Source organism: Amycolatopsis jejuensis (genome assembly GCF_000717335.1).
GTDB lineage: Bacteria > Actinomycetota > Actinomycetes > Mycobacteriales > Pseudonocardiaceae > Amycolatopsis > Amycolatopsis jejuensis.
The window spans coordinates 1-217 of record NZ_JNYZ01000128.1 but is presented as its reverse complement, the minus strand read 5'-3'; the positions used below and the strand labels follow the sequence as shown (position 1 = coordinate 217).

At 60.4% G+C, this 217-nt stretch carries 1 pseudogene; it reads left to right on the top strand.

The window, feature by feature from the left end:
- Positions 1–208, top strand: a pseudogene (locus tag OO71_RS51165) (IS5/IS1182 family transposase); the annotation flags it as partial.
- Between the last annotated feature and the right edge of the window lie 9 nt (positions 209–217).

Genomic DNA, 217 nt, shown 5'->3' with positions numbered 1-217 from the left:
CGATCCGAAGTTCGCCCGCCGCAGTACCGAACACGGCTCCGGACTCGGCGTTTACCGCTGGGTCGTCGAACAGACCATCGCGCTGCTGCACTGGTTCCGCCGCCTGCGCATCCGCTGGGAGATCCGCGATGACATCCACGAAGCCTTCCTCAGCATCGCCTGCAGCATCATCTGCTGGCGCAGACTCAAGAAATACTCAATCTGTTAGGACCTCTAA